The sequence below is a fragment of the Terriglobus sp. TAA 43 genome (assembly GCF_000800015.1).
Taxonomy (GTDB): Bacteria; Acidobacteriota; Terriglobia; order Terriglobales; family Acidobacteriaceae; genus Terriglobus.
The window spans coordinates 701,621-726,477 of the sequence record NZ_JUGR01000001.1; the positions used below are offsets into that span (position 1 = coordinate 701,621).

30 protein-coding genes are annotated in these 24,857 nt (G+C 56.9%); 15 read left to right on the top strand and 15 right to left on the bottom strand.

Annotated elements, in window-relative coordinates; genetic code table 11:
- Positions 1 to 120: 120 nt before the first annotated feature.
- Positions 121 to 981, top strand: coding sequence for a hypothetical protein (locus M504_RS02840; protein WP_156993460.1), 861 nt, complete (start codon positions 121 to 123; stop codon positions 979 to 981).
- Here the strand turns inward: M504_RS02840 and menC are convergent.
- The 3 genes from menC to mazG are packed head-to-tail and all read right to left on the bottom strand — an operon-like array spanning position 971 to position 3,645.
- Complete coding sequence (menC, locus tag M504_RS02845; protein WP_047487731.1) at positions 971 to 2,080, bottom strand: o-succinylbenzoate synthase; 1,110 nt, start codon at positions 2,078 to 2,080, stop codon at positions 971 to 973. The two genes, M504_RS02840 and menC, sit on opposite strands and share 11 nt — an antisense overlap.
- 9 nt (positions 2,081 to 2,089) lie before the next feature.
- A complete protein-coding gene (locus M504_RS02850; RefSeq protein ID WP_047487735.1) occupies positions 2,090 to 2,839 on the bottom strand; it encodes a GNAT family N-acetyltransferase in 750 nt (249 codons plus the stop codon).
- Positions 2,836 to 3,645 carry a nucleoside triphosphate pyrophosphohydrolase gene (mazG, locus tag M504_RS02855; RefSeq protein ID WP_047487738.1) on the bottom strand — a complete coding sequence of 270 codons (810 nt, stop codon included), beginning with the start codon at positions 3,643 to 3,645 and terminating at the stop codon, positions 2,836 to 2,838. Before mazG ends, M504_RS02850 begins: the two co-directional genes overlap by 4 nt.
- Positions 3,646 to 3,683: 38 nt before the next feature.
- Here mazG and M504_RS02860 point away from each other — a divergent pair, with 38 nt between their 5' ends.
- Entirely contained in the window at positions 3,684 to 3,890 is a 207-nt protein-coding gene (locus tag M504_RS02860; protein WP_047487741.1) for a DUF3311 domain-containing protein, read from the top strand.
- 58 nt (positions 3,891 to 3,948) lie between these two features.
- Here M504_RS02860 and M504_RS02865 read toward each other — a convergent pair whose 3' ends face one another.
- The 3 genes from M504_RS02865 to msrB all read right to left on the bottom strand — a co-directional run bounded on the left by M504_RS02865 (position 3,949) and on the right by msrB (position 5,918).
- The gene (locus M504_RS02865) at positions 3,949 to 4,785 is read right to left on the bottom strand and encodes a TIGR03435 family protein (protein ID WP_198137510.1); all 837 of its coding nucleotides are present in this window, start codon (positions 4,783 to 4,785) and stop codon (positions 3,949 to 3,951) included.
- 66 nt (positions 4,786 to 4,851) lie between these two features.
- Positions 4,852 to 5,367, bottom strand: coding sequence for a DinB family protein (locus M504_RS02870; RefSeq protein ID WP_047487748.1), 516 nt, complete (start codon positions 5,365 to 5,367; stop codon positions 4,852 to 4,854).
- A gap of 8 nt (positions 5,368 to 5,375) precedes the next feature.
- A complete protein-coding gene (gene msrB / locus M504_RS02875; RefSeq protein WP_052200280.1) occupies positions 5,376 to 5,918 on the bottom strand; it encodes a peptide-methionine (R)-S-oxide reductase MsrB in 543 nt (180 codons plus the stop codon).
- 88 nt (positions 5,919 to 6,006) lie between these two features.
- Here msrB and ffh point away from each other — a divergent pair, with 88 nt between their 5' ends.
- Positions 6,007 to 7,401, top strand: a complete 1,395-nt coding sequence (gene ffh, locus M504_RS02880; RefSeq protein ID WP_047487752.1) for a signal recognition particle protein — start codon at positions 6,007 to 6,009, stop codon at positions 7,399 to 7,401.
- A 60-nt stretch (positions 7,402 to 7,461) separates the two neighbouring features.
- Here ffh and M504_RS02885 read toward each other — a convergent pair whose 3' ends face one another.
- A complete protein-coding gene (locus M504_RS02885) occupies positions 7,462 to 7,902 on the bottom strand; it encodes a hypothetical protein (RefSeq protein ID WP_156993463.1) in 441 nt (146 codons plus the stop codon).
- A gap of 115 nt (positions 7,903 to 8,017) precedes the next feature.
- On the opposite strand from M504_RS02885, the gene M504_RS21045 reads away from it, so the two are divergent.
- From M504_RS21045 to M504_RS02900, 3 genes are all read left to right on the top strand, one after another.
- The gene (locus M504_RS21045; RefSeq protein WP_052200282.1) at positions 8,018 to 8,389 is read left to right on the top strand and encodes a nuclear transport factor 2 family protein; all 372 of its coding nucleotides are present in this window, start codon (positions 8,018 to 8,020) and stop codon (positions 8,387 to 8,389) included.
- 186 nt (positions 8,390 to 8,575) lie between these two features.
- Positions 8,576 to 9,502, top strand: coding sequence for a dienelactone hydrolase family protein (locus M504_RS02895; protein WP_047487757.1), 927 nt, complete (start codon positions 8,576 to 8,578; stop codon positions 9,500 to 9,502).
- Between the two features lie 104 nt (positions 9,503 to 9,606).
- Complete coding sequence (locus M504_RS02900; RefSeq protein WP_047487760.1) at positions 9,607 to 10,059, top strand: VOC family protein; 453 nt, start codon at positions 9,607 to 9,609, stop codon at positions 10,057 to 10,059.
- On the opposite strand, the gene M504_RS02905 is transcribed toward M504_RS02900, so the two are convergent.
- Entirely contained in the window at positions 10,060 to 10,638 is a 579-nt protein-coding gene (locus M504_RS02905; protein WP_047487763.1) for an HD family hydrolase, read from the bottom strand.
- A 49-nt stretch (positions 10,639 to 10,687) separates the two neighbouring features.
- On the opposite strand from M504_RS02905, the gene M504_RS02910 reads away from it, so the two are divergent.
- Positions 10,688 to 11,356 carry a peroxiredoxin-like family protein gene (locus M504_RS02910; protein ID WP_047487766.1) on the top strand — a complete coding sequence of 223 codons (669 nt, stop codon included), beginning with the start codon at positions 10,688 to 10,690 and terminating at the stop codon, positions 11,354 to 11,356.
- 111 nt (positions 11,357 to 11,467) lie between these two features.
- On the opposite strand, the gene M504_RS02915 is transcribed toward M504_RS02910, so the two are convergent.
- Positions 11,468 to 13,201: a bifunctional transaldolase/phosoglucose isomerase gene (locus M504_RS02915; RefSeq protein ID WP_052200284.1), complete on the bottom strand. Its 1,734-nt coding sequence runs from the start codon at positions 13,199 to 13,201 to the stop codon at positions 11,468 to 11,470.
- A gap of 162 nt (positions 13,202 to 13,363) precedes the next feature.
- Between M504_RS02915 and M504_RS02920 the strand changes: the two genes are divergently transcribed.
- The 3 genes from M504_RS02920 to M504_RS02930 all read left to right on the top strand — a co-directional run bounded on the left by M504_RS02920 (position 13,364) and on the right by M504_RS02930 (position 16,801).
- A complete protein-coding gene (locus M504_RS02920) occupies positions 13,364 to 14,227 on the top strand; it encodes an IclR family transcriptional regulator C-terminal domain-containing protein (protein ID WP_047487769.1) in 864 nt (287 codons plus the stop codon).
- Positions 14,228 to 14,378: 151 nt separating this feature from the next.
- A complete protein-coding gene (locus M504_RS02925; RefSeq protein ID WP_198137511.1) occupies positions 14,379 to 15,530 on the top strand; it encodes a glycosyltransferase family 2 protein in 1,152 nt (383 codons plus the stop codon).
- Positions 15,527 to 16,801: a hypothetical protein gene (locus M504_RS02930; RefSeq protein ID WP_047487772.1), complete on the top strand. Its 1,275-nt coding sequence runs from the start codon at positions 15,527 to 15,529 to the stop codon at positions 16,799 to 16,801. The genes M504_RS02925 and M504_RS02930 overlap by 4 nt, the downstream gene beginning before the upstream one ends.
- Positions 16,802 to 16,814: 13 nt before the next feature.
- Here M504_RS02930 and M504_RS02935 read toward each other — a convergent pair whose 3' ends face one another.
- The 3 genes from M504_RS02935 to M504_RS02945 all read right to left on the bottom strand — a co-directional run bounded on the left by M504_RS02935 (position 16,815) and on the right by M504_RS02945 (position 18,627).
- Positions 16,815 to 17,585 (bottom strand): thiazole synthase, encoded by a 771-nt coding sequence (locus M504_RS02935; protein ID WP_047493231.1) that lies wholly within the window; start codon positions 17,583 to 17,585, stop codon positions 16,815 to 16,817.
- A gap of 77 nt (positions 17,586 to 17,662) precedes the next feature.
- The gene (locus M504_RS02940) at positions 17,663 to 18,148 is read right to left on the bottom strand and encodes an Rrf2 family transcriptional regulator (protein ID WP_047487776.1); all 486 of its coding nucleotides are present in this window, start codon (positions 18,146 to 18,148) and stop codon (positions 17,663 to 17,665) included.
- Positions 18,148 to 18,627, bottom strand: coding sequence for a carboxymuconolactone decarboxylase family protein (locus M504_RS02945; protein WP_047487779.1), 480 nt, complete (start codon positions 18,625 to 18,627; stop codon positions 18,148 to 18,150). Before M504_RS02945 ends, M504_RS02940 begins: the two co-directional genes overlap by 1 nt.
- Positions 18,628 to 19,115: 488 nt before the next feature.
- On the opposite strand from M504_RS02945, the gene M504_RS02950 reads away from it, so the two are divergent.
- Positions 19,116 to 19,337, top strand: a complete 222-nt coding sequence (locus M504_RS02950; protein WP_047487782.1) for a hypothetical protein — start codon at positions 19,116 to 19,118, stop codon at positions 19,335 to 19,337.
- A gap of 5 nt (positions 19,338 to 19,342) precedes the next feature.
- Here the strand turns inward: M504_RS02950 and M504_RS02955 are convergent, their stop codons facing one another.
- Both M504_RS02955 and M504_RS21985 read right to left on the bottom strand, forming a co-directional pair.
- Positions 19,343 to 20,044: a transporter gene (locus M504_RS02955; RefSeq protein ID WP_047487784.1), complete on the bottom strand. Its 702-nt coding sequence runs from the start codon at positions 20,042 to 20,044 to the stop codon at positions 19,343 to 19,345.
- Between the two features lie 158 nt (positions 20,045 to 20,202).
- Positions 20,203 to 20,352: a hypothetical protein gene (locus tag M504_RS21985; protein WP_156993470.1), complete on the bottom strand. Its 150-nt coding sequence runs from the start codon at positions 20,350 to 20,352 to the stop codon at positions 20,203 to 20,205.
- Between the two features lie 105 nt (positions 20,353 to 20,457).
- On the opposite strand from M504_RS21985, the gene M504_RS02960 reads away from it, so the two are divergent.
- Entirely contained in the window at positions 20,458 to 21,375 is a 918-nt protein-coding gene (locus M504_RS02960) for an A24 family peptidase (protein ID WP_047487787.1), read from the top strand.
- 25 nt (positions 21,376 to 21,400) lie between these two features.
- Here the strand turns inward: M504_RS02960 and M504_RS02965 are convergent, their stop codons facing one another.
- Positions 21,401 to 22,324, bottom strand: coding sequence for a hypothetical protein (locus M504_RS02965; protein ID WP_047487790.1), 924 nt, complete (start codon positions 22,322 to 22,324; stop codon positions 21,401 to 21,403).
- 279 nt (positions 22,325 to 22,603) lie between these two features.
- On the opposite strand from M504_RS02965, the gene M504_RS02970 reads away from it, so the two are divergent.
- The 3 genes from M504_RS02970 (at position 22,604) to nuoD (ending at position 24,816) form a co-directional block, all read left to right on the top strand.
- On the top strand, positions 22,604 to 23,014 hold the full coding sequence (locus M504_RS02970) for an NADH-quinone oxidoreductase subunit A (protein ID WP_047487793.1): 411 nt from the start codon (positions 22,604 to 22,606) through the stop codon (positions 23,012 to 23,014).
- Positions 23,015 to 23,497 carry an NADH-quinone oxidoreductase subunit C gene (locus M504_RS02975; RefSeq protein WP_047487796.1) on the top strand — a complete coding sequence of 161 codons (483 nt, stop codon included), beginning with the start codon at positions 23,015 to 23,017 and terminating at the stop codon, positions 23,495 to 23,497.
- 65 nt (positions 23,498 to 23,562) lie between these two features.
- Positions 23,563 to 24,816 (top strand): NADH dehydrogenase (quinone) subunit D, encoded by a 1,254-nt coding sequence (gene nuoD / locus M504_RS02980; protein WP_047487799.1) that lies wholly within the window; start codon positions 23,563 to 23,565, stop codon positions 24,814 to 24,816.
- The last annotated feature ends 41 nt before the right edge of the window (positions 24,817 to 24,857 follow it).

Below are 24,857 nucleotides of genomic sequence, written 5' to 3' on the forward strand. Positions count from 1 at the left end.
CTTGACCTTCCGGTGAGTCTAATAAAGTGCGGGCTGCACAGCAACGTGAGATTCTGTCCGCATCTGCAAAGTCACCTAGTAGGCTAGGAAAGCATCCTACGGCAAAGTTAGAACGCGCCCATGTTGAGAATCGTTCGGAATCATTGTTTTGTGTGGCTGGCCATCGCCAGCTTTCTCACCAGCTTTACGGCACGGGCACAGGAAGCTCTTACCCCGTCCTCAATCTCCGCGATCCTTCAGCAGGCGGTCCAATTTCAATTGGATGACTTCCATCATCGCGGATGGGGATTGCAATACCGCGTCCATCGCATCAATCAAAAAGAAGACAGTATCCGCGAAATCATTGAAACAGAGGATGGAAACATATCGCGCATCCTTACTTTTAAGGGGCGTCCATTAACTTCTGAAGAAGAAACCGGTGAATTGGCGCGTCTTCGCGCACTCACACCGGAAGATGTTCGTAAGCGCCGTCAGAAATCCGAGAGCAGCGACAAATACGGCATTGAGCTGATGAAGACTCTGCCAAAGGCCATGACCTTCATAACCGTCGCAGGCCAGCCACAGCTACCAAATTATCCTCGACCGCAAATCGTTCTGGACTACGCTCCGAATCCGGAATTTCATCCTGCCTCAACAACCCAATCGTTACTGATGGGTATTGCCGGTCGCATCTGGATCGACGCAGAGACGCACCATCTCTCGCGCATCGAAGTCCGCGTCATTCAGAACCTGAATCTCATGTTCGGCATCCTTGCGCGTGTGTATCAGGGCGGAACCCTGTCTTATGAGCAAAAACCCGTCAGCCTCACACATGATGCGTACACGGAAATCAAGATGGACGTAAAACTCCGCGAGTTAATGGTGCATGTTGCGCCGTACCAAGAGACACTGTCCGTCACAGACATACGGTTTCTTCCAACCGCACCTTCCGTACACGATGCGGTCAATACCCTCTTGGCAATCCCTGCAATCAAGCCGTAATACGTTGCTGCCTAACAGTCAGCGCTTCCACGCGGTCTCTTCGCACTTCGTAGCCACGGCCCACAGTCCCTGGCACAACGATCTCACCAAAGCTGCTAACAGTAACTTCCGGCTCGATGATGTCTTCTGTCCAATAACGGGCAGAGGCAGAGACATCTCCCGGGAGTGAAAAATTCGGCAGACTGCTCAGTGCGATATTTTGCGCACGACCAACACCGCTCTCCAACATGCCGCCGCACCACACAGGTACGCCATGTTGCTGCGCAATATCATGCACGGCAATAGCTTCTGTGAACCCGCCCACGCGGCCCACCTTGATATTGATGATCCGGCCGCTGCCCAACTCCAACGCAGCCTGGGCATCGCGCGCATTGCGAATGCATTCATCCAGGCAGATCGCAGTCTGAATGCGCTTCTGTAACTGCGAGTGGAAGTAGAAATCGTCATACCAGAGCGGCTGTTCAATCATCAGCAGCTTGTACTGGTCCCACGACGCAATGTGGTCGGCATCGCTTAACTTGTAAGCCGAATTAGCATCGCAACTCAGCAAAATATCCGGCCACCGCTCGCGCACCGCTGCAAACATCTCCGAGTCATAACCCGGCTGACACTTCAACTTAATGCGCTGATATCCCGCGGCAACTTCCTTCGCAACGCGGTCCAGCTGCTTCGGAATATCCATCTCCATGCCAATAGAAACACCGCAGGCAATCTTCTCTCGTGTGCCACCCAGTAACTTCGCCAGCGAAATCCCGCGGACCTGCGCCTCAAGATCCCATACGGCATTTTCCAATGCAGCTTTGGCCATGCGGTGCCCGCGTACCTGCAACAGCAAATCAGGAACATCACGTCCTGCGGCAATGTCCTTGCCCACCAATCGTGGCGCCAGTTCATGTTCTGTGATGAACCATGCCGTATCGATCATCTCGTCTGAGAAGAACGGATGCTCACCCGCGACACACTCACCCCACGCGGTAAGACCTTCACTCTGCAACTCAATCAGAAGAATGCGACGATCCGTCGTCAGGCCAAAGCTGGTACGGAACGGATGCACCAATGGCATCTTGATCTCGCGCAGAACAATAGCATCAATCTTCATCAACTACTCCTAATAGCTTTGAAATTCAGCAGGCACTAGCCCCAGCAAAAACGCACCCGTACCATCTTCCGCGCGCTCATAACCAATCACAGAAAGGCCCTCAGCAAAGTGCCGCGTGAGAGCTTCCCTTACCCGCAACTGCGTCTGCACAGCATGCTTATCGCCTTCGGCTTTCCACGCGTAAATCTGGGCAGGGACTGAGACGGTAGCTTCCACCTTTTCTTTCATCGCCTCACGCGCCATCACACGCTTCACGTGGTCCGAGTCAATCCACCATTCCGCATACAAACGATCCGTCGGCAAACCACCCTGCAACGGTGACGATGACGACCCATAAAAATCCGGGATATATCTGCGACTAATCGCACCAAGGCGCGATAGGTTAAAAAAACTGTTCTTTATTTCCAGTGGATCATAAGTCCACTCGATAAGTTTGATGCCCTGCTCTAACGCAATCTCGCGCTGTCGCAGCTTCATGGTCCGTCCCAGGCCGCTATTGCGATACTCCGGCAGCACTGCCAGCATCTGCGAATGGATATATGCCATGCCGTTGCGCTGCGCCGGCAACCCCAGGTTGAAACCCACTAAGGTGTTGCCATCCCTGGCCCCCAGGACATGTCCACCCAGTTTGTCGGCAAGAAAGAATACCCTGCGCGGCAATAACTCACCCGCGGAATACTGCCATGTCTTCTGCTGCAAATGCACGCAGGCATCAAACTCTTCCAACGTATGTAACTGCTCTACACGAAGCTCACTCACAGGCTCTTCTCCTTGAGTTTTGCCTTGTTCCAAAGCGCATCCTTTTCATCCAGCGGCAGCGCGGCAAATCCATCTCCCGCCATCTCTTCCATCGCGCGAAACCTGCGACGAAACTTCGTGTTCGCCTTCTTCAACGCCTGTTCTGGATCAACATGCAAATGACGCGAAAGATTGGTCAGTACAAAGTACAAATCGCCAATCTCTTCTTCCAGTAATTCGGCATTCGGCGCGGTAGTCATCTCTTCTCTGACCTCCGCAATCTCTTCCTGAACCTTATCCAGCAGACCGCTGGCATCCGGCCAGTCAAAACCAACCTTCGCAGCCTTGGAGCCAAGCTTGCGCGCCTCAACCAGAGCAGGCACAAAGCGCGGAACGTCGCCCAGCAAGCCATCATCCTTCGCGAGCTTACCTTCGCGTTCCTTCTGCTTCACCGCATCCCATGTCTGGATAACGTCGCCTGCCGTCTCGGCGACAACATCACCAAAGATATGCGGATGCCGGCGCACCAGCTTCGCACTGAGTCCACGGACGACATCGTCAATATTGAAATGCCCTTCGTCTTCGGCCATCTGCCCGTAGAACAGCACCTGCAACAGCAAGTCGCCAAGCTCGTCACGCAACTCGCCCCAGGCACGCCGATCAATCGCGTCGAAGACCTCGTAGGTCTCCTCCAACGTATGCGGTTTGATGGAATCGAAGGTCTGTTCGCGATCCCACGGGCATCCGCCCGGACCACGCAGCCGCGCCATGATCGCTGCGGCTTCACGGAATGCATCTCCAGCTTTCGCTGACGTGCTTTCACTCATATCTTCATCGTATCAACGCATTGCGCTATCCTTGGCGCATGCAGGAACCAGTCGAAAACGAAAAGCGAAACCGCGGATGGCTGTGGCTTCTGCTGCTGCCCGTTGTGGCGCTCATCTTTCCCAGCCTCTACAACCGCGAAACGCCCACGCTCTTCGGCTTCCCGTTCTTCTACTGGTATCAGTTGTTGTGGGTCTTCATCGCAACGGCCATCCTCGGCCTCGTCTACAAGCTCGTGAAGGAATAGCCCCCTTATGCGAGGCACATGCGCGTAAAAGGGCGAGTCGCCGATCGTCTATGCCTGTCTAGTTCTCAGATGGCTTCTCGATATGGTCGATGACCAAAATCTCGACCTGCCCCTTTGTCGGAACCAGTTTGAGGCCAAGGTCTTTTGCGACCTCGGAAACGGACAGCCCGGAACTGCCAACGGTCGAATCCAACGACGCCATTTTCAGTGAAATATCGTACTTGCCGCTAAGTCCCGTCGCATCCTGCACTGGCCGTCCCATCATATTGGACAACACTCCGGCAACGGCGCTGAGAGGCGCTCCGTAGAAATGCATTACACCCTGCCCGTCGCTGGGAATAAACTCACCGCCCCCGGGAATGGGGCCGCCAGTTGGGTGCTTGGCCCCTGGAACAGATTCACTAAACTGGGGCCCATCTTTAGTCAGGGTTAAAGAATAGATCGCCACTTCTTTTAACTCGCGGTGGACAGCAAGCTTGCAGCGATCCGCTAACATGGAGCGCATCATGGAGTGAAGCAAATCGGCCCGAGTAGCAGGGTTTTGCCACCTCTCGAGATCACTCTCTCCGATCCGGGCGTCGATCACATACAAGTCGTCCATAGCCCAGCTAGGAACCCCTTGGACTTGCTTCACGGTATAAAAAGCCGCGTTTCCTACAGACGGGGTGTAGGTATTAAGAATCGCGGCGAACAACGACTCATCGTTCAACCGCCATCCATTCGCCCTGACTTCCATGTCTGGTTGGTCATTGCTGCGTTGTGCGCCTGAACTCACTTGTCGAATAGAGACCACATCAAACGAGGGCGACGACGAGGGCTCCTGTGCAGACGCAACGCTAAAACTGAAAATGATCGGGAGCGAAGCGAGGAGACCACAGAAACGAATCACGTTCACGATGACCACCCCTTGAAGAGACTATTCAGCTGAGGATTGTACTGACCGCTACCTACATCTCTCCCGTCAACTCCCCTGCGCATCCTTCAATGCCACAGCGACCTTAGCCGTAGTAATCAACTGCCCCACATGCCGCTGCGTATGCTCCGCAATGTGAATCAACAACCCCGCCAACGTCGTAGGCAAACCAGCACGCCCCACTCCACGCGGCTCATTTAACTGATCCTGCGAAAACCGCATCGCAAATGGACGCACCTTCGCAATCACCTCCGACACTTGTCGGCGAAGTTCCTCCCCACCACTTCCAGCAACGTGTTCCGATCGCAGCTCAAGCAGCTGCTCTTCTGACAAACCGCGCCCATCCGCATACGTCAGCAAACGGTCAATGCTCCGCGTAATATGCCGCATCTGAAACGCAACGGAAGGCAGACCCAACGGCTCCATTTCGAGCGTCTCGTCATCCAGATCGCGCGTCCACCGCAATACATCTTCTTCGGCCAATTCCAGAGCATGCAGAACCGCCCGCCGCACTGGCTCAATCTCACTCAACGTTCCGCGAAGCCAAGGTTCCACAGTTGCCATATCGCTGATTATGCCGTCTTGTGAAACGTCATCGCCGCAGAGTTCATGCAGTACCGCATCCCAGTTGGCCGCGGACCATCATCGAACACGTGTCCCAGGTGGGCATCGCACTGCCGGCACAGCACCTCCGTCCGCTCCATGCCCAGCGTCATGTCAATCTTTTCGATCACATTTTCTTTTGCAATGGGCTGGTAGAAGCTCGGCCACCCCGTGCCCGATTCGAACTTCGTCTCAGACCGGAACAGTGCCAAGTCGCAGCACACGCAGCGGAACACGCCATGCGCATGTTCATTCCACGTCGCGCCGCTGTACGGCCGCTCGGTCTCTGCCCGCCGAGCTACCGCATACTGCATCGGCTGCAACTGCTTCTTCCACTCCGCATCGGACTTCTGCACCTTTGCCACCGTCTGCACCCCGGTCGGCTTGCCGTCCACGTCAAAAACCGCAATCTTCACCATGGCAGGTCCGCTCGCCGCCATCGCAAAGCGCGACCCAACCGTCACCGCAGCGCCAAAAACCGCCGCTTTCTGCAGGAAGTTCCGTCGATTCATCGCGTCACCTTCTCTCTTAGATAGACGCTTCAAAACCACGGACAGATGTTGCAGCCGCCCCCACTGCTAAACTTAAAAGTGACAAGCCATGTTTGAGAATCTTCAAGAAAAACTGCAGCGCGCCTTTAAGAACCTCCGCGGTCAGGGCACCATCACGGAAGAGAACATCTCCGAAGCCCTGCGCGAAATTCGCCTCGCGCTGCTCGAATCCGACGTTAATCTGAACGTCGTCAAAGCCACCATCGACCACATCCGAGAAAAAGCTCTCGGTACGCAGGTGGCCACCGCGCTCTCCCCCACCGAACAGATCATCAAGATCGTCAACGACGAACTGATCGAGATCCTCGGCAAGGACACTGCGCGCTTCAAGTTCTCCTCACAGCCACCCACCGTCATCCTGATGGCAGGCCTCCAGGGCTCCGGTAAGACCACTTCCAGCGGCAAGCTGGCCACATGGCTCAAGAAGGGCGGCCACCGCCCCATGCTCGTCTCGGTCGACGTCTACCGTCCTGCCGCGCGTGAGCAACTCGCCATCGTCGCCAAGGCCGTCGGTGCGCAGATCTACACCGGCAAGGTCAACGAAGAAGAAGCTGGCACACCGCTCGTCCTGCGTCTCGCCAAGGAAGCCCTCCGCGAAGCCCGCAACTTTGGTAACGACATCCTCGTCGTCGATACCGCCGGTCGTCTCGGCATCGACGAAGCGCTGATGGACGAGATGAAGCAGCTCAAAGCTGCCCTCAATCCAAGCGAAATCCTCTTCGTGGCCGACGCCATGACCGGACAGGACGCCGTCAACTCCGCCGACGCCTTCCACAAGCAGCTCGGCATCACTGGCGTCATCCTCACCAAGATGGACGGCGACGCACGCGGCGGCGCGGCACTCTCCATCCGCAACGTTACCGGTGCCCCGGTTAAGTTCCTCGGCACCGGCGAAAAACCGGAGCAGTTTGAAGCTTTCCACCCGGACCGTATTGTCTCGCGCATCATGGGCATGGGCGATATCGCCACCCTGCTCGAACGGGCCGAAGAAAAGCTCGACCGCGGCAAGGCAGAAGACTTCGCCAAGAAAGCCCTAAGCGGCGACGGCTTCACTCTCGAAGACTTCCGCGATCAGCTTCGCCAGATCAAGAAGCTCGGTAGCATGCAGTCCATTCTTAAGATGATGCCCTCAGTCGGTCCCTTCCAGGGTCTGCAGCAGGCCGCTGAACACGTGGACGACTCGCAGCTCGCCCGCACCGAAGCGATCATCAACTCGATGACGAAGAAAGAACGCATCGACCACGAAATTATCAACGGCTCACGCCGTCGCCGCATTGCGGAAGGCAGCGGCGTATCGGTTCAGGAAGTGAACCAGTTGCTGAAGCAGTACGGCCAGATGCGCAAGATGTTCAAGGGACTCGGCTCCGGTGGCGGCAAAATGCAGCGCCGCCTCATGAGCCAGATGGGACAAATGGGACGCATGGGCGGTGGCTTCGGCCGCTAGTACTTCGTACTGTTCTCGATGACAAAGGAGGGGCCTTCGGGCTCCTCCTTTTGCATTCCACTACGAAATACAGTCGTCTTGGTAACGCACGCGACGTTTGACACGAGCTAACAACATCGCGACTCCACTCCCAAGCAATAACGCACATAGGCCGGCAGCGCAGTCGAAAAGAAAGATGAACGGGCCTTCATTATTGAAAAGCGACCACCACGCAACCCCATCTATTCCTTGCGTGATGAAATCGACCACAGCAAGCAGTATCGGCGCCGCCGATGCCAAGCGAGCACGGGAGGCTGCCATCAAAAAGCATGAAATGGCTCTGTAAGCGAACCAGAGGTACGACCGCAGCATATAAGCGCTTTCGTCTCGCCCCCAAGGGTTTCCACCTTCACAGTCAAAACAATCCAATAGAGGAAACCGCAAAAGCAGGGCCACGGCAACAACGACAACCACCGGGACCGCATAGGTCCGAACGCGATCTCGCAAGGCTTCAACGGTCACCTTCTATCCCACCTCCATCTCTCAATGTACTGACACAAGGGTGTCAGCAGACTCTTCGTACACTGGCTTCATGTTGTTCCTTACGTGATGAGGGAGCATGCAGCAAGGAGCACACATGACAAAGCCGCAACTCTGGAATCTCTACGAGACCTACGCCGAAGCATGGAAACTAGTATCAAACGAAGAACGAGAAAACGCCCTGGCTCAAGTCATTGACGATTCCATCCAGTACCTGACGCCCGAATTCCAGGGTAGCCGCGAAGCAATTCTGAACGACATGGAAAGCTTTCGGAAGAAGTTCCCGGGAGCACACTTTGCTGTCGAAGACATGTCCTCACACCACGATGTCGCCCTCTTCACATGGGCGCTCGTCCTGGCAGACGGAACCATCCCCGCCAAAGGGCACGACTCGCTCCTCCTCTCCCCGGAAGGCAAGATCGTAAGCATCACGACGTTCCCGCCATCCGGTCCAAAGCCTTTGTCATAAACACAAAGCCTCAGGCCCACATCCCCATTACGGTGTGGGCCTGCGGCGAAAAGCGGTCGTACGATTCGGGCAATCGACATTCGGGATCGAGCCAAAATCCCCCCTGCCATTTTTGCTTGTCAAAGCCTTGTCACAACCCACAAATCCCATTGCGCATTCCACGCGGAACGCCCTACACTCCAACGCATGAGACTCCGCGCGTTCGCCCTCGCCGCCTCCATCCTCTTTGGCACCACAGCCGCTGCACACGCACAGGACTGGGCGGTGAAGCGCCTCGACGCCTCCCCGCGCCACCACGAATATGTCAAGCTCCAGGCCAACGGCAAGCCGCTCGATGCCTTCGTCGTCTACCCCGAAGTGAAAACCAAGGCGACCTCCATCGTTCTCATCCCGGAGATCTTCGGCCTCAGCGGTTGGGCCAAGAGCATGGCCGATGATCTCGCTGCAGCGGGCTACATCGTCATCGCACCCGACGTTCTCACAGGCATGGGACCAAACGGCGGCGGCACGGACAGCTTCCCCTCTCAGGATCAGGTAACCAAATCGGTCAGCGGACTCGATAACGCCGTCGTCATGGCCGACCTCGATGCAGTAGCCGACTACGTCACCAAGCTTCCTGCCGCAAACGGTAAGCTGGCGTCCGTCGGCTTCTGCTGGGGCGGCGGTAAGAGCTTCGCCTTCGCCACGCATCGCAAAGATCTGAACGCAGCATTCGTCTTCTACGGCCCGCCACCTGCCACCGCAGACATGGCTGCCATCAACGCACCTGTCTTCGGTTTCTACGGCGGCAACGACGCACGTATCGATGCAACCATCCCCGCCACCATCGAAGCGATGAAGGCTGCAGGCAAGAAGTATGATCCCGTCACTTACGACGGCGCAGGCCACGGCTTCATGCGAGCCGGTGTTGATCCCACCAATACAGTGGAAGGCAACAAGACCGCACGTGAACAGGGCTTCGCACGCCTCACCACAGAGCTGGCGAAACTCAATGCAGGCCCCGCGAAGAAGCGTTCTTCCCTGCGTACTCCCGCCCCTGCGCCTGCAAAACGCGTCGTAACAGCCAAGGTGACCACCACGCAATGCCATGACATGGATATGGCAGGAATGTAGTCACACGAAAAATTCATACTTAACAGGAAAGGGGACAGCTAAACGCTGTCCCCTTCCCTGTATGCCAATGTGTACAATGTCCACATTAAGGAGGCGAGCACTTCATGGGCATCACGACCACGCACAAGATCACACCATTCCTCTGGTTTAACGGCAACGCGGAAGAGGCTGTCGACTTCTACATCTCTGTCTTCCCCGACGCAGAGAAGACGGGCGGTCTCCCCGGCCCTGGCGGCAAGCCCCTCACCATCTCGTTCCGGTTGGAAGATCTCCATTTCACGGCCCTCAACAGCGACACCGAATTTCGCTTCACCAAGGCCATTTCCTTCGTAGTCATGTGCAAAGACCAGGAAGAGATCGACTATTACTGGAACAAATTAACGGCCAATGGCGGACAGGAAGTTGCCTGTGGCTGGCTGGAAGACAAGTTCGGTCTTGCATGGCAGATCGTCCCCGAAAACATCTTCGATCTGGTGAAGACACCTAAAGGCATGCAAGCCATGATGGGCATGAAGAAATTCATCATTGCCGATCTGGAAGCAGCCGCAAAGGAATAACTACGCTCCGAAGAAGCCGCGTTCTTTCGCTTCGGCAAGGCGCGGCTCCATATACTCCCACAGCGCCGGGCATCCTTCTTCAATCTGGCCGCGAATGCGTTTCACTACGCGCTCATAGCTGATGCCGTTTTCCTTCCAGCTCTGGCCGTTGTTATTCAGGTTCAGCAACGCAGGCATGGCGCGGTCAATGGCATTTGCAAACCGGGCTTCTGCTGTCTGCCCCGCTTCAAACTCCTGCCACAACGATTCCAGTTCCGCAGCCTTATCGGCAGGCAGAAAACCAAAGATGCGGCGAATCGCAGCCAGCTCATCGCGCTTGCGTTCGCCCCATCCGCCTTCCACAAACACCATAGTGTCGCCGGTATCAATCTCTCCGATGTCATGCACCAGAAGCATGCGGATCACATGGTTCATATTCACTGGTTCCGCGGCGTAGACTTCCAGCGAATAGGCAAACAGGCAAAGCTGCCAGCTATGTTCCGCGGAGTTTTCATACCGCTCCAGTGCCAGCGGCTTCACCTTCCGCGTTACCGTCTTCAGCTTCTCTACTTCCAGGATGAACTCAATCGCCTGCTGCATGTTTCCAGCTTAGTTGAAGCGAAACACCGAAACATCAGACAATATAACCATGGCCGCTTTGCAGGATAAGCTCGACGAAATCACACAGAACACGCGAAAGCTGGTGCAGGCCGATCGCCTTGCCATCAGCGAGCAGGCCATTGCCGAGCTTTTCAGCACCGGCATTGAAGATCGCATCCTCCCCGTAGGAGCGCAGGCACCATCGTTTTCGCTGCTGGATGCGGTGTCGAACAAGACGGTTCGTTCCAGCGATCTTCTCGCACTCGGCCCGCTTGTTATCAATTTCTTCCGCGGCCGCTGGGACCCGTACTGCGTCACGGAACTCGAAGTCTGGCGCGACCTCTATCCGCAACTGCGCGAACGCGGCGCCCTCCTCGTCGGCATTTCACCGCAGACACTTCGTCAGAGCGACTTCACCGTTCAACAACACAACATACCCTATCCGCTACTGCAGGACGCAAACAGCGAACTCGCAGAAAAGTTCGGCATTGCGTATGCGGTGTCGATCACGCTCCAGCGCTACTACCGCTCCATCCTGGTGAACATTCCGTTCATTAACAGCGGCAAGAACATCATGGCCGCACCAGATGACAGCGTCTGGAAACTGCCGCTACCCGCCACCTTCGTCATCGGCCAGGACGGCACCATTCGTTTCGCGCAAGCCCACGCGGACTTCCGCGTCCGCCCCGAACCTGAAGACGTCCTCGCCGCGCTCTAACAACTGCACGTCATTCTGAACGAAGCGAAGAATCCCAACGCATCCTCGCAAAACAAAAAAGCCGGAAGCTTTCTTTCGAAAACTTCCGGCCCTTTGCATTTGTGAAGCGAGTTATGCGAGTGCTTCCGTAATCGCCAGCCCAAGCTGGTTCAATCCCTTCGAAACGTCGGCGCCCAGATGAACACGTAGCGCACGACGTCCGCGCTGCTGCAACACGGCCAGATCGCCCGCTGCCTGCGCATCAATCACCACGCCAAACGTGTACTTCGCATTCGGAATCGCCAGGTCCACCGCGTGGTCCGCAGTGATCTGCAGAAACACACCGGTGTTCGGTCCACCCTTGTAGTCCTGGCCCGTCGAGTGCAGGAAGCGCGGTCCAAAGCCGAGGCACGTGGCCACCGTCTTGTCGTCACGCACCTTCATGCGGAAGCTCTGGATCAGGTCCTCATGCTCCTGCGTCATCTCGATATAAGCCAGAGTCGCAAAGTAATCGTGCTGCTTAATCTGTGTCAGATGCGCCTTCAGATAATCCGTAAGTGTCTTGCCGGAAGCGGTGGTCGAAAGCGTCAGAGCATACTTCTCATCGGCAAACAGTTTGACGCCGTCCACATCCAGAATCGGCTCATGCTCGGCCAGCTTGCCCGTCGCAGCATACTCATCGGTCAGCTTACGCGTCTCGATCTTTGCAGCTTCCACGTCCGGCTGGTTGAAGGTGTTAATGCCCATCACCGAACCGGCAACAGCCACACCAATCTCCCAGATGTAGAAGATCGCCGGCAGCTCATACACATCGTCGATCGTGAAGCGAACAACAGGATGACCAGCAGCAGCCAGCGCATCCACCTTCGCATCCATCGCAGCGTTGTCCGCAGTGCTCAGGCGGATGTACGCAAACACGCGATCGTTGCCATACACACTCGGCGCACCAATCGTCTCGCGATCAACCGGGGTAATGCCCTTGCCCAGCTTGCCAGTCGATTCCGCAATCAACTGCTCCAGCCAGGCACCCAGGTCGAAAATCTCCGGCGAGGTAAAGAACGTTAGCTTGTCACGACCTGCATTGTGCGCATCGCCCAGAATGATGCCCAGCAGAACACCGGGGTTCTTCGTGATCTCTGCAGTGTGCGCCGCGTCAACGCCGCGCTTGGCCTGCTGCAGGAACTTCGGCACATCCAGACCAGCTACAGCGGCAGGCACAATGCCAAAGTTCGACAGCGCCGAGAAACGACCGCCAATGGTTTTATCGCCGTAGAAGATGTGACGGAAGCCATCAGCCTTTGCGACTGCTTCCATCTTGCTACCTGGATCAGTGATCGCAATGAAATGCTTGCCAGCCTCAGCAGCGCCCACTTCCTTCTGCATCTCGCTGAAGAAGTAATCCTTCAGAATGTTCGGCTCCAGCGTCGAGCCCGACTTCGAAGCCACAATGCAAACCGTCTTCTTCAGGTTCACGGCAGCGCGTGCCGCTGCAACCTGCGCGGGATCGGTCGAGTCCACAATGTGCAGCTTCGGGAAGCCTGCCTGGTGGCCATACGTCAGCGAAAGAACTTCCGGGCACAGCGACGATCCGCCCATGCCCAACAGCAGCGCGTGCTCAAAACCAGCAGCCTTTACGTCGTCGCGCAACGCTGCAAACGACTGCAGATCGCCCAACTGGCGCTCCACAATATCCAGCCAGCCCAGCCAGATCGATTCATCATCAGAGCCCTGTCCGCTGGTCCACAGCGAAGCGTCCTTGGCAAAAAGACGGCCCAGTTTGTTGCCGCTCTGCCAATCGGCAGCGGTAGAGGCAACGGTGCTTTGCAGCGCGGAAGGAAGCGAAGTCTGAAGTTCGAGCGAGCTCATAGTGTCTCCATTCTAGAGCGGTTCTATCTCTCTAACGTGTCGATGTTTTCTGCCAGTGAACAGGTGCGAAGAATTGCAGTGAATCCGCGGCGGCGTTACACTGGAAGTGCGTTAATCGTTCGTCTGCGCGTTATTCGAACACTTCTCGCAACGAGGTGCCTAGTGTCTGACTCTGCTGTCCTTGACTCGCCTGCCGTCCTCCCCAGCACTCCCGCCGCTCCGGCGCCGCCTGAAAAGGTCTCTCCCGCAAAGGCTCTAGAGATCTACCAGGGCGATGCCAACTTCATGACATCGTTGGCGCGCGGTCTCACGGTGCTGGAGACATTCACGCAGCAAATGCCGCAGATGACGATCTCTCAGCTTGCGAACAAGACCGGCCTGAGCCGCGCCGCAGTTCGCCGCTGCCTCTACACTCTCAACAAACTCGGCTACGTTGGTTCTGAAGACGGTCAGCGTTATTCCCTGCGGCCCAAGATGTTGTCGCTCAGCCACACCTACACCGTCAGCAACACTCTTTCTTCCGCAGCGCAACCCATTCTCGAGCGCATGAGCGAAAAGCTGAATGAAAGCTTCTCTGTCGCCACGCTCGACGGCGACGAAATCGTATACATCGCTCGCACCCAGGTGCAGCGGCTTATGAGCGTCGATCTTCACATCGGCAGCCGCCTACCCGCCTACTGCACCAGCATGGGTCGCGTTCTGATTGCGTCGCAACCGCCAGACGAAGTGGAGCGTTACCTGTCGCGCGTCGTCCTGAAGCCATTCACGCCCCGCACCGTCAACACCGTAGAAAAACTCCGGATGCTTCTGCGCAATGTTCGCCGCAACGGCTACGCGGTCTGCGACCAGGAATATGAAGTCGGCCTCCGTTCCATGGCCGTACCCGTCTACGCACCAAGCGGCAAAGTCATTGCCACCATCAACCTGAGCGGCCATGCTCCTCGCATGCCCATGATGGAGATGCAGGCCAAATTCCTGCCCTATCTACGAACCGCCGCAAACGAATTGAGCGTTTTTCTCCGCTAATTCTGCCGTTTCGGAATAAATTGCTCAGGCCCGGGAAGATTCCTCCCGGCCTGGGGTGTAATCCAAATTTGCGCCACACACGTCTCCCTAGAACAGCAGCCTGAATCCAACTTTGTTGGCATACGGGGGCTGTATCCGGTGGAGGCGTTTTTTGACACCAGAACTCTGTGTCGTCGTACCAACCTTTAACGAACGGGAGAACGTCCCTCTCCTGATCCGAGAGTTGTCTGTGTCTCTCGAAGGTTGGAACTGGGAGGTCGTCTTCGTTGACGATGACTCCGTCGACGGCACCGCGGACGTTGTCTCCGCTCACGCAAAAACAAACCCTCGTGTCCGTCTGATTCATCGCATCGGTCGCCGCGGACTTTCCTCTGCCTGCATGGAAGGCATGCTGTCCTCACAAGCGCCATTGCTTGCTGTCATGGATGCCGACCTCCAACACGACTCAACCATCCTTCCCCGAATGGTCCAGTGCCTGCGGCACGGATCGCACGATGTGGTCGTGGGTTCCCGCAACTGCGATGGCGGCAGCATGGGCGAATTCTGCAAGACGCGCGTTCTTCTCAGCCGCGCCGGACAGCGCCTCAGCCAGCACATCTGCCACTGCAAACTCACGGATCCCATGAGCGGCTTCTTCCTGATTCGCCGCAGCTTCCTCATGGAGGTCGCGCGCGACGTCCGCGGCGAAGGCTTCAAAATCCTCGTCGACATGCTCAGCTCAGCGCGTCGTCCCGTCAGCCTCAACGAAGTCGGTTACACCTTCCGCGCACGCACCCACGGTGAGAGCAAACTGGACGCCGCCGTGGCCATCGAGTATGTCTTCCTGGTCCTGAACAAGATGCTCGGTGACGTTATCCCCGTGCACCTCACGCTCTTTATGCTGGTGGGCTGCATCGGTCTCATCTTGCACTTGCTCACGTTGCTCTACCTCGTGGATGGCCGGCATGTGCATTTCCTCACTGCACAGATCATCGCCACCTTCCTCGCCATGACGGAAAACTTCGTCCTGAATAACCGGATCACCTTCCGCGACCGCCGCCTGAAAGGCAAACATCTTCTGCCGGGAATCCTGCGCTTTGCCGTCACTTGTTCCTTCGGCGCATGGGCCAACTTCATCTTTACGCGTGCCCTCTGGCAATCCGGCGTCGAATGGCTCGTCGCAGGCTTCGCTGGCATCATGATCGCGTCTGTCTGGAATCTGTCTGTGAGCAGCTTCGTAACATGGCCAGTACGTCGCCATCATTCAGACACACGGCCAGCCTATGATCCTGCGCTGTCAGGCAATATCGAGGTCACGCATTGAGTCTTTTCGCACGACAATTCTGGAGTCTCTGGAAACGAATCCCCCTCGGCGTCCGCTGCCTGTGGCTCGCCGCTGCAATTGCTCTGCCCATCTGGGCCTCTGTCGACGACACAGCCTGGGACATGCAGGTCTACAACCACGCGCTCATCAGCATGGATCGCGGGCATGACCCGTACCAGGACGCCACAGACATCCAGAAACAACACCATCAGCAACTCTCAGCAAATGGACAGCTAGCAAACGATCAGACGCCGCCCTACAGCTATGTCTACGCACCCATCACACTGCCGTTGCTGAAAGCCCTCGGCCACCTGCCGCGCACGTTGCTCATCACTCTGTACTGGCTGGTCTATTTCGCCGGAGCACTCGGCACCGTCGCAGTCTGCGCCACCTTTGCACAAACGATAGAAATACCCGGCGTGCTGTACCTCGCTGGCATCGCCCTCTTCTTCCCAGGTCTGCTCGCCAACGGTGTCATCCTGAGCGGCAACATCGCTTACATTCTCTACGGGGCCATCTTCGCTACAGCCCTACTTGGTTGGCGCCGCAACCAATGGATTCCCTTTTACGCGGTCATTCTCTTCGCTACCTGCGTGAAAGCACCCATGCTGTCGCTGATACTGATCGCACCACTCTCCAGCAAAAAGAACTGGCTTCCCACCTTCGGCGTCATCACGGCAGGAATCGGTCTATACGCTTTGCAGCCAGTGTTTATGCCATCGCTCTTCCGCCACTATCTTGAAGCGGTAGAACTACAGTTCAGCTTCAATCACGACTTCGGTTGCAGTCCCGCCGGACTCTTCAGCGACATCCTCTATAAGCGCGGCATCCCCTACGCTCCCGGTTGCTACTTCTTCTTCGCCGCCTACGCAGCACCCGTCTTCGCAGCGCTCCTCTACGGAGCACGACTCTACGAACGCGGACGCATCACGCTTCAACAATGGGGCCCGGTGCTTCTCGTCGGTGTGTTGCTGTTGAATCCGCGCATCATGGAATACGACGCGGCAACCATCACCCTACCGTTAGCAATCATCGGTTGGCGCGTCGCACGCGTCACCACGCGACCTGGGCTCATCTACAGCCTGAAAGTCATGGCCTTCGTCGTCCTGAACGCACTCGCCATCTACAGTTGGCTCATCCGCAAAGCCATCGACGGCCCGCTGATCCTGCTTACCTTCGCGGCCGGTTACTGGTTGATGGTCAAAGAAGCAAAGCCAGCGCACGAGGTTCAGCCCCTTGAGGCCCATCCCCGCGCACTGGCTTCTGCCTGATCTTCGCTAAGAGCTACCGCGAAACGCCTTCCAGCGGCGAACTAGCCGAGGCATACAGCCGCCGCGGCATACGACCAGCCAGGTAAGCCTGCCGTCCTGCCAGCACCGCATTGCCCATGGCCTCAGCCATCAGCACCGGCTCACGAGCTTCCGCAATTGCCGTGTTCATCAGCACCGCGTCGAAACCCATCTCCATGGCAACGGCCGCATCGCTAGCGGTACCCACCCCCGCATCGACGATCAGCGGAACTTCCGTGATCATCTCCCGAAGGATGCGGAGGTTCGCCGTGTTCTGCAGTCCCAGCCCGGACCCAATCGGTGCTCCCAACGGCATAACTGCAGCCGCACCAGCGTCGATTAACCGTTTCGCAAATACAATGTCATCAGAGGTATACGGAAGAACCGTGAAGCCTTCCTTCACCAGAACCTCGGTCGCTAACAGTGTCCCGGCTACGTCCGGATACAGGGTTTTCTTGTCGCCAATGACCTCAATCTTCACCCAGTCGGAGATACCCACTTCGCGCCCCAGCCGAGCAGCACGGATCGCCTCTTCACCGGTGTAGCAACCGGCGGTATTCGGCAGCAGGAAGTATCGTTGCGGATCGATAAAGTCCAGCAGCGACTCCTTCGACCGGTCCAGATTCACACGGCGCACCGCAACCGTGACCATCTCCGCACCCGACGCCTCAATGGCATCGCGCGTCTCCGGCCCATCCTTGTACTTTCCTGTTCCAACAATCAGTCGCGACTGAAATGCCTTGCCTGCAATGACGAGAGGTTCCATGCCTTCCATTCTAAGAGCGGTTCACATGCTTATGCAGTGTCCTGCGTCACCAGAAACGGTAAAGGCGCCTTATCAGGTCAGCTACGTTCCGCAAACCACTCCGCATTCTTCGCAAGCTGGTCAGCCGGTACATCTTCCAGCAGCGTCACCATCAGATCCGACATCCGTACGCTCGCCAGCTTTTCCCGCCACACCCGGTCCGCATCCCACATCACCCGTGCAATGCCACAGGGCTTCGCGTCACAATATCCCGGCTCGCGGCAAGGATTGTTCCCACGGATCTCCGTGCAGACAAACGTAGAGGCCTTACCCTCTACAGCCTCCACCACATCCAGAAACGTGATGTTTTCCGGCGCACGCTTCAGGCGATAGCCGCCATTGGGACCAAGCGTTCCTTCCACCAGCCCCGCCAACGACAACGCCTGAAGCGCCTTTGCCAGATATTCCTTCGGAACCCCATGGAACTCCGCCAGCACCTTCGCAGGCAGAAACTTGCCCTCTGGCAATCCAGCCAGGATCGCGCAACAGTGCAAAGCCCATTCCACATGATTCCGAAGTTGCATTAACTCAGCCCTGCTGCCGTCAGACCGTAAGCCTCATCCTGCGATCCCGGCACTGCCTGGAAAGCAACGGACACACGATTCCAGCCATTAATCACCATCAAAACGAAGGTCAGGTCCGTCAATTCCTTCTCCGAAAGTTCCTTCCGAACCGAATCGAAAATCGCATCGCTTACACCGTGTTCGCCTAGCTTCGTCACAGCCTCGGTCCATTCCAGCGCCGCGCGCTCCTTCGGTGTGAACAGGTTGCTCTCGCGCCAGATGCTCACATGGTAAAGCCTTAACTCACGTTCCCCGGCAATCTTGGCCTGCTTCACATGCATGTCCAGGCAAAAGGCGCAGCCATTCAACTGCGAAGCGCGAATCTCCACCAACGACTTCAACTTCTCGTCGATGCTGCTCTTCTTCAGAGCCATGCTCATCTCCAGGTATTTGCGAAACAGTTCAGGCGATTGGTGTGCGTAGTCAATGCGAAGGGACATGGGTAAAGCCTCACTTTTTATATACGGATATTTGTTATCCGTAATTAAGATGCGCCCTCCTGCCCCCTGATGCAAGAAAGAAAACAAAAAAGAAATGGCCCGCGCCGGATAGGCATGCGGGCCATTTCTTATTTGCGGTGAACTGTTGAGATTGACCTGAGGCGTCCACTCGTTCGGAGGGCCTCGGCGAAGTCAGCCGTGCAAGAATCCCCCATATTGGCGGGCGTCGTGCATAGTTCGGCAAGATAGCCAGGTCTGGAGCGGAACGCTCTAGGCCTCAGTCACCTCACGTGTTGAACCACACAAACTACAGTCAAATTTCATAGGTTTGGACCATCCTCCTTTCCCGTGTAAGCGTGAGACTACGCCTGCCGAAATCCGTTAGCAAGGCCGGCTGAGCGCCGGAATCCGCCAACCAAAGGCATCCCCGCCACGTTCTGCCACGTCTCAGAAACCCGTTGCTGAATTCAGAAAAGATGAGGGTTTCCATGAAGGGTCTCACCATTGTTGGAGTTGTGCTGGTTCTCGCAGGCATCGTTACGCTGATCACAGGCGGATTTTCGTTCAAAGAAAAGAAGCAGGACGCCAAACTCGGCCCCATCCAGGTCAGCCATACGGAAGAGCATTCCTTCCCCATCGGCCCCGTCGTCTCCGGCGTTCTGATCGTCGCTGGACTCGGTCTCGCCGTGGCAGGCGCACGCAGCAAGTAAGCAGGCTATCCCCTGTGCTGCTTCCACGGCAGCAACTGCTTTGGCAGCAGATAGCTAATCCCAAGAGTCGTCTGCCAGCGCGTTGAACTGCTGGTCAGCCCATGCTCATACGCCGCATCCACCACCAGATTCTTACGAACGGGATACGCCGCCGACCACAGATTGCCGACGGCGTTTCCTTTTACCAACGGCTGCGTAAAGTGCCATAGTTCGCCTGAAACAATGAACCGCCCCACAGGATGCGACACGGCAAGAGACTGCCCAAACTGACCACGACGCGCACCTGTCTCATCGCTGATCTGCTCGTTCAACATCCCGTTCAGATCCGCGTGGAATCCCTTCGCATCGCCGCTCAACAACAACATGAAACCCTGGCGATACGTCCCATAATCCAGCTCCGGCGCAGGACTCGCATGCGTGCGATAGATGTAACTTGCCGAAAGCGTCGGACGGCTTTCTGCGCCTCTCATCAACACGCCCTGCGCTCCGACAAACACTTCGCCAGGCTTCGCTGAATCCGAAGAGGACTTGGTCGACTTCACCACCGGCTCAATCAGCAACAAAGCCTGCAGCCGCTCATTCACCGCCAACTTCACCACTTCATTCAGTTCGAAGCGCGTTGAGAACTCACTGGAATGGCGAGCATATAAACCGCCACTCTCAAACTGCAGATAGCCCACCGGCGTCAGCGTCGCTGGTGTCGACACAGTAGGTCGCCCCGGGTTCGCATCCGGAACAACATCAGGCTCCTGGGCCTTACAAGTCATGCAGCACAAAAGCACGCACGAAAGCAGCGCGGAAACCCGTGAGAGGAAGCAGGAATTGAATGGCATTCCCCTCATCTTAACCGCGGCTGCACATCACCTCAGCCCTGCTTGAAGTACTGGATCGCGCGTTCGTGTTTCTCAGCAGCCTCGCGCGTAGAAAACGTTCCCAGGTTCCTGCGCTTGCCCGTCTTCTCATCCACCTTGCGGGAGTAGATACGAAATTCACCGGATTTAAGTTTGCGAATCATGCAGCGTGAGACGCCCTCGCACGTAACCGCGAAGCCTCGCACACCGACGCCGAATCACGCCCATATTCGAACAGCCCAACAACACCCACACCTATACTGAAATCCGTGCCGTCCCATTGGATCATTCCCGCGCTCGCAGGCATCATCGGCCTCGCGCTTGGCAGCTTTCTCAACGTCTGCATCGTTCGCCTGCCCGCAGACGAGTCCGTCGTCTCACCGCGCTCCCGCTGCCCAAATTGCAACGCGCAGCTTCGCTGGTACGACAACATTCCGCTACTCAGCTATCTACTACTCCGCGGTCGCTGCCGCGATTGCCACCAGAGCATCTCGTGGCGCTACCCCGCAGTAGAACTCGCAGTCGCACTCTGGTTCATCGCCAGCTTCTGGCCCTTCACACATCCGCTACCGGCTGACTTCGATCCGATCATGCAGCTCACCCTGCGCTGCTTCGCCACCGCCTGCCTCGGATGGTTCCTCATCGGCCTCGCCGTCACCGACTGGCGTGAACACATCCTGCCCAGCGACCTCACTTACGGCGGCATCTTCGTCGGCATCGCCATCACCTGCATGCAGGCCTTCTTCCTCGACTCGCAGCAGGACGACGTCGTCCTCAAACATCAGATCAACATCAACAGCGCCAACGCAGGCCGCAGCACCGGCAACGTCTTCCTCACCGGGCCAGAGTTCCACATCTTCAGCCACATCTTCGCAGCCGCAGCAGCATTCCTCCTGCTCTACGCCATCCGCGCCATCTACAAAGCACTCCGCAAGCGCGACGGCATGGGCCTCGGCGACGCCAAACTCCTCGCCATGATCGCCGCCTTCCTGGGCTTCGCACCAACTGCAATCGCACTGGCCCTAGGCATCTTCTTCGCCACGCTCTACGCAGTCCTCCTGCTCATCCGAGGCAAGGCAAACACCGCCACAAGACTCCCCTTCGGCAGCTTCCTCGCACTCGCAGGCCTCTTCGCAGCGTTCTACGGCCGAACCATCGCCGACGCGTATCTGGCATTGTTTTGGTAGACCGGTCAGCTGATATTGGATCCGATCATTTTTGCAGGTCTTTAGTTTCTTCTTGATAACTCATTCGGCTTTCTTCCAGTGGACAGCCTTCAATTTCGAGCTGATTAAGCCCTACACTAGTGATGTATACACAGAATTCAATCCATTGATGCCGATGGAACACATCGTCGAACTCAATCCGCCCCGGATAGTAGAGTGAAGATCTTCCGCTTTTAATTTCTTCGAACCCACCAGCGCTGATGCCACTATCAACTTGTGCAGAGGCGGTGGTGTAAAAGAGATTGCTAGTCTGCCCTGGGCCGATAGACTCGTTAGGTTTGAGAACGATGAGTTTCCTGGCTTTAGATATTTCTTCCTTCTTGCTGGAATCGCTACGAATGGTTTTGAGCCATACAGGAATCATTCCAGACTTCACTGCCAACGCTGGAGTTTGACCGGTGTTGATGATGTCAACCTCAAATTCGACAGGCCTGTAGGCGGAGAACGTAATGATGTGGAATGTTTTCAGCCCGATCCAAGCCCGTTGAGAGTGAGCGGTTACCAGCAATGCATGCTGAGCGGTTAACACAGACTCCCTAGCAGCAGTAGCCTGATCATCAGCGTGCGCAGCGAGGATATGAGTCTCCTGTGCAAGTTTTTGCATCTCCATAGCTTGGTTACGATAAGCCCTAGTAAGCGCATCAGTTTGACCAGCCACTCCAACCATCTCGACCAACTGTTGAAAGTAAATGAAAGCGGTGATGGAGCTAACGATGATGCCAAGCAGGCCAACACCGATGAGCCATTTCTCACCAGTCTTGACTTCTTTTGCTATCTCCTCCAAGCCAGCGTTCTTGGGCAACACTTCGGATGATGAAATTCCAGCCCCAACACTCCCATCTGTGATGTCGGACGCCGTATTTTTATCTGGCTGGCCAGCAATCTCGTCGATCTTCTGCTCATCCGGCATGAACTTTCCTTCGCATAGAAGTCGGGGAAGTGTGAAACCTGAATACCACGAAATTAAGAGGATTCGTAATCGCCATCGAGGCCGACAAGTATTCCCCGTCGCTCGAAGTCGCCTTCCGCATCGCAACCATCTTTGCCGTTCCGCTGGAACAGGTCTTCCAATACCAGCCAAATCAAGCCGGAAAGACGAAACGCAGACACCCTGATGGTTCGCTGTCTTTCCCCTCGCCTCAGTTGCGACTAGAATCAGAATCGGAACTAAAGAAATTCAGAGGATGGCATGAACACGTCACATCCCTATATCTGGAATTACCTTCCGCTGGCCTTCCAGCTCATCGTGGCCATTGGCTTGGCTGCAGGCATGGTCGTCGGATCGTATTTCATCGGTAAGAAGCGTGCCAGCAAGGTCAAGGCAGGCGCCTACGAGTGCGGTATGGAGCCCGTCGGCGACGCCCGCGGACGCTTCTCGGTCCGCTTCTACATGGTCGCCATGCTCTTCATCCTCTTCGACGTGGAAGCCGTCTTCATGCTTCCCTGGGCGGTAATCTATCGCCAGCTCCCCCACATCACAGGATCGCGCTTCTTCGGCTTCTGGGAGATGATCGTGTACCTCGGCTTCGTCGCCGTAGGCCTGTTTTACGTCTGGAAGAAGGGCGTGCTCGACTGGAGCACCGACAAGGCGGACCTCTAAATGGCAGAAGCTCTCCTCTCCCTCGAAGCCGTTCGCGAACACATGGCCGACAACCCGGCCGTAGTCGCGCTTGCGGACCTCGCCGTGAAGGCCAAGTTTGATCGCGACGAACTCACCATCTACGTCGCCCCGCAGAACATCGTCGCCGCCGCCACTGCCGTGCAGAAGGCCGGTTACAACTTCCTCGAAGACGTCACAGCAGTCGACTGGTACCCCAGCGAGCCGCGCTTCCAGGTCACGTACCACATCGTCAGCATGGGGCTGAAGCAGCGCATCCGCCTCGCAGCCCTGCTCGACGGCGAAGATCCGGTGATCGACTCCATCACCTCTGTCTGGCCCAGCGCCAATTTCTACGAGCGCGAGATATGGGATCTGTTCGGCATCCGCCTCGTCGGCCACCCGAACCTGACCCGCATCATGATGCCCACCGACTGGGTTGGACATCCGCTGCGTAAGGACTACCCCGTCGAGGGCTACCGCTAAACTCCGCGTACTTTACTGGCAACCTTGCGAACCCTACGTTCGCCCTTGAAAAGGATTGAGGCAAGATGGCACCCGTAGCCGCTCCTGACATGATCAACCCCGGTGTGGACGACGTCGTCGCAGACGCGCGCCACCACAACCAGGACCCCTCGCGCGACCACACCATGGTCCTCAACATGGGACCGCAGCACCCGTCCACCCACGGTGTGCTCCGTCTCGTGCTTGAGATTGACGGCGAAACCGTCGTCTCCCTCGCGCCTGACATCGGTTACCTGCACACCGGCATCGAGAAGACTACCGAGGCCAAGTTCTACCAGCAGGTCGTTCCCCTCACGGACCGTATCGACTATCTCTGCCCCATGACCAACAACCTGGCCTACGTGCTGGCGGTTGAAAAGCTCCTGGGCCTTGAGATTCCGGAACGTGCAGAAACCATCCGCATCCTGCTGAACGAACTCACGCGCATCCAGTCGCACCTCGTCTGGCTCGGCACGCACGCCATGGACATCGGCGCGCTCACCGTCTTCCTCTACTGCTTCCGCGAGCGCGAAGAACTCCTCCGCCTCTTTGAAGCCGTCGCAGGACAGCGCATGATGACCAGCTACTTCCGCATCGGCGGCCTCTCCATGGAACCGCCCATCGACTGGTTCGCCCGTGTGCAGAAGTTCCTCAACATCATGCCGTCGAAGATCGCCGAGTACGAAGGTCTGCTCAGCGGCAACCCCATCTGGATCAACCGCCTCAAGGGTGTCGGCTACCTCTCGCCTGAGGACGCAATCGCCCTCGGCGTCACCGGCCCACCGCTCCGTGCTTCGGGCGTGGACTGGGACCTTCGCCGCGATATGCCCTACTCCGGCTACGAGAAGTACCAGTTCAAGGTACCCATCCGCACTGAAGGCGACGTCTGGGCACGCTACGTCATCCGTCTCGAAGAGATGTACGAGTCGGTAAAGATCTGCCAACAGGCGCTTGATCGCATGCCCGAAGGCCCCATCGTGGCCGACGCGCCGAAGATCATCCTGCCCAACCGCGAGCAGATGAAGACGCAGATGGAATCCCTCATCCACCACTTCAAGATCGTCACCGAGGGCTTCGCAGTCCCCGCCGGTGAAGTCTTCCTGACGGTGGAATCGCCCCGCGGCGTCATGGGCTACTACGTCGTCTCTGACGGCACGGCAAAGCCCCTGCGCTGCCACATGCGTAACCCCAGCTACGCCACCCTGCAGTCGCTGGAAACCATGTGCAAAGGCAAGCTCCTCGGCGACGTCGTAGCCGTCATCGGCTCCATTGACATCGTTCTCGGTGAAATCGACCGCTAACGTCTCACGCCTCAATGGAAACCCCACGTCTCCGATGAGGC